Below are 3,298 nucleotides of genomic sequence, written 5' to 3' on the forward strand. Positions count from 1 at the left end.
GCCACACCGCGAGCATCGCCGGCGTGTTGCCGCCGCCGACGTAGACGACGTCGCTCGCGAGCACCTCGGCGCGCAGGTCGAGCCCGCGGTCGAACTGGAACAGCGGCAGGTGGCGGGCCTCGCAGTCGAGCTTCGCGAAGGCCTTGTAGAAGCGCAGCAGGTAGTCGGGGCTGTCGCCGCTGGCGGTGCCGACGAAGCTCACGCGCGGGCGGGGCCGGCGGGCGAGCGAGAGGATCCAGGTGTCGAGGCGGGGGTTGTCCGGCTCCATCGAGAAGCCGCCCCCGCCCAACGCGACGATGTGCCCTGTCATGCCCACGCTCCCGCGGGGCATGCAGGCCCCGTCGTCAGTTGAGGATCTTGCCGTTCGCGCCGAACATCGCGAAGTTCACGTAGTGCGAACCCGGCTTGTCGTTGACGCTGAAGTCGAGCGTGTAGCCGCCGACGTCGATCGCGCTGGCGGCATTCAGCGCCGCGGTGACGCCAGCCGGCGTCAGCGAGTTCGTGGTCTCCAGCACCTTCACCAGCGCCTTCGCGGCGATGAAGCCCTCGATCGAGCGGGCCGACAGGTCCGGGTTGTTCGAGGCCGCCTTCAGCTGCATGTACTCGCGCACCACCGCCAGGTTGCTCTGCTGCAGCAGCGGCAGCACCACCGAGAACGCGTAGCCGCGTGCACGCTCCGGGCCGAGCGCCTTCAGCAGTGCATCGGTGTCGATGATCGACATGCCGTACAGGATGCCCTGGCCGCCCTTGGCGGCGTACTGCTTGACGAACTCGATGCCGGCCGCGGTGGTCGCGCCGAGGAACACCACCTGCACCTTCGAGTCGATGATGTCGGCAACCGACTTCTCGACCTGCACCGTGTTGCGCGGATAGCCGCTCGTCACCGCCAGCTCGATGCCGTGCGTCTGCGCCGCCGCCTGCGCACCGGCCAGCACATCCTTGCCCAGGCCGTCGTCCTGGTAGACCAGGCCCACGCGCTTCACGCCGACGTGCGACAGCTGGTCGAACAGGCGGCCCACCTCGTCGTGGTAGCTCGCCTTCACGATGTGCATGCCCGGCGCCTTGACGACCGTGGCCGCACCCGACACCGCGCCCACCAGCGAGGTCTTGGTCTGCGTGTAGACGCCGTCCTTGGCCAGCGCCTCGAGGTTGGCCGTGCCCACCGTGCTGATCATCGCGACCGGCGCTTCGGCGGCGATCAGTTCGCGCGTCAGGCGCACGCTGTCCTCGGGCTTCTGCGCGTCGTCGCGCGTCACCAGCTTGATCGGCCGGCCGCGCACGCCGCCCTTCAGGTTCACCGCGTCGAAGTAGAGCTTCGCGCCGGCGTTCATCGCCTTGCCGGTCACGGCCTGCGGGCCGGTGAACGGCGCAACCTGGCCGATCACGATCGGCTCGGCGGCCAGCGCCGCGAACGGGGCAGCCAGCGTGGCGGCCAGCAGGCCGGTAACGGCCAGCGCATGCAGACGGAAGCGCTGCACAGCGGAAGTCGGTTTGGTAGACATCAGATGTTCCGGTATGGCGCGAACGGCGCCGTATGGACAGCATCTTAGAAAGACAGACAGGGATATCCCTACTCATTTCGCGATTCAATTGCAAGCCGATGTGAACTGGTGCGCGAAGTTTTTTCTTGCCTTTTTGGCGGCGCGCGATATTCGCCCGAACCTGTCAAACAGCCGTCAGGAAACGGGCTCGAATCGGCGCGCCGCAGCATATTCACATCGTCTCGGCGAACAACTCGCGACCGATCAGCATGCGCCGGATCTCCGAGGTGCCCGCGCCGATTTCGTAGAGCTTCGCGTCACGCCAGAGACGACCGAGCGGGTACTCGTTGATGTAGCCGTTGCCGCCGAAGACCTGGATGCCTTCGCCGGCCATCCAGGTGGCCTTCTCGGCGCACCACAGGATCACGCTCGCGCAATCCTTGCGCACCTGGCGCACATGCTCGACGCCGAGCGAATCGAGGTTCTTGCCGACCGTGTAGCAGAAGGCGCGTGCCGCCTGCAGCACGGTGTACATGTCGGCGACCTTGCCCTGGATCAGCTGGAACTCGCCGATGCTCTGGCCGAACTGCTTGCGGTCGTGGATGTACGGCACCACGTTGTCCATCACCGCCTGCATGATGCCGATCGGCCCGGCCGCGAGCACCGCGCGCTCGTAGTCGAGCCCGCTCATCAGCACCTTGGCGCCGCCGTTCAGGCTGCCCAGCACGTTGGCGGCCGGCACCTCGACGTTCTGGAACACCATCTCGCCGGTGTGCGAGCCGCGCATGCCGAGCTTGTCGAGCTTCTGCGCGGTGCTGAACCCCTTCATGCCCTTCTCGACGATGAAGGCGGTGACGCCGCGGGCGCCCAGCTCGGGTTCGGTCTTCGCATAGACCACCATCGTGTCGGCATCGGGGCCGTTGGTGATCCACATCTTGGTGCCGTTCAGCAGGTAGTGGCCGCCTTTGTCCTCAGCCTTCAGCTTCATGCTGATCACGTCGGAGCCGGCGCCCGGCTCGCTCATCGCGAGCGCACCGACGTGCTCGCCGCTGATCAGCTTCGGCAGGTACTTGCGCTTCTGCGCCTCGCTGCCGTTGCGCTTGATCTGGTTCACGCACAGGTTGCTGTGCGCGCCGTAGCTCAGCCCGACGCTGGCCGACGCCCGGCTGATCTCCTCCATCGCGATCATGTGGGCGAGGTAGCCCATGTCGGCGCCGCCGTATTCCTCGCTGACGGTGACGCCGAGCACGCCGAGCTCGCCCATCTTGCGCCACAGGTCCATCGGGAACTGGTCGCTGCGGTCGATCCCGGCGGCGCGCGGGGCGATCTCGGCCTCGGCGAAGGCGCGCACGCTGTCGCGCAGCGCGTCGATGTCTTCGCCGAGCTGGAAGTCGAGTCCGGGCAGGTTCATGGGGTGTCTCCGTCAGTTTCTGGGATGAATCGTGTCAGGGCGAATTCAGCAGGCGCTTCGCCTCTTTCTCGTGCGTGCGCACCTCGTCGAGCGTGACGTGCAGGTCGGCCATCTGCTGCTCCAGCTGCTGGCGGTGCATCGCCAGCACGGTGAGGAATTTCTTCAGCTGGGCCTGCGTGTCGCGCGGCGACTCGTACATGTCGACCAGCTCCTTCACCTCGGACAGCGTCAGCCCGAGCCGCTTGCCGCGCAGCGTCAGTTTCAGCCGGGTGCGGTCGCGCGCGGTGTAGATGCGGTTGCGCCCGGCACGCTGCGGCGACAGCAGCCCGCAGTCCTCGTAGAAGCGGATCGCCCGCGTCGTCAGGTCGAATTCGCGGGCGAGTTCGCTGATCGTGTAGGTGATTCC

The 3,298-nt window shown here is 67.0% G+C and carries 4 protein-coding genes; all 4 read right to left on the minus strand.

Annotated elements, in window-relative coordinates; translation table 11 throughout:
• The coding region (locus AC1D12_RS28670; RefSeq protein WP_477844506.1) for a Type 1 glutamine amidotransferase-like domain-containing protein at window positions 1–310 on the minus strand (310 nt) is incomplete at its 3' end.
• Window positions 311–344: 34 nt separating this feature from the next.
• Entirely contained in the window at window positions 345–1,502 is a 1,158-nt protein-coding gene (locus AC1D12_RS28675; RefSeq protein ID WP_465112755.1) for an ABC transporter substrate-binding protein, read from the minus strand.
• 211 nt (window positions 1,503–1,713) lie between these two features.
• Window positions 1,714–2,892: an isovaleryl-CoA dehydrogenase gene (locus AC1D12_RS28680; protein WP_477844509.1), complete on the minus strand. Its 1,179-nt coding sequence runs from the start codon at window positions 2,890–2,892 to the stop codon at window positions 1,714–1,716.
• Window positions 2,893–2,926: 34 nt separating this feature from the next.
• On the minus strand, window positions 2,927–3,295 hold the full coding sequence (locus AC1D12_RS28685; protein WP_047507009.1) for a MerR family transcriptional regulator: 369 nt from the start codon (window positions 3,293–3,295) through the stop codon (window positions 2,927–2,929).
• Window positions 3,296–3,298 lie beyond the last annotated feature (3 nt).

The organism is Rhizobacter sp. P1_G5, assembly GCF_056405435.1.

Bases quoted from the DNA above. Each gene is read 5' to 3' on its own strand.
- AC1D12_RS28675 (WP_465112755.1), bottom strand. From the start codon at position 1,502: ATGTCTACCAAACCGACTTCCGCTGTGCAGCGCTTCCGTCTGCATGCG.
- AC1D12_RS28680 (WP_477844509.1), bottom strand. From the start codon at position 2,892: ATGAACCTGCCCGGACTCGACTTCCAGCTCGGCGAAGACATCGACGCG.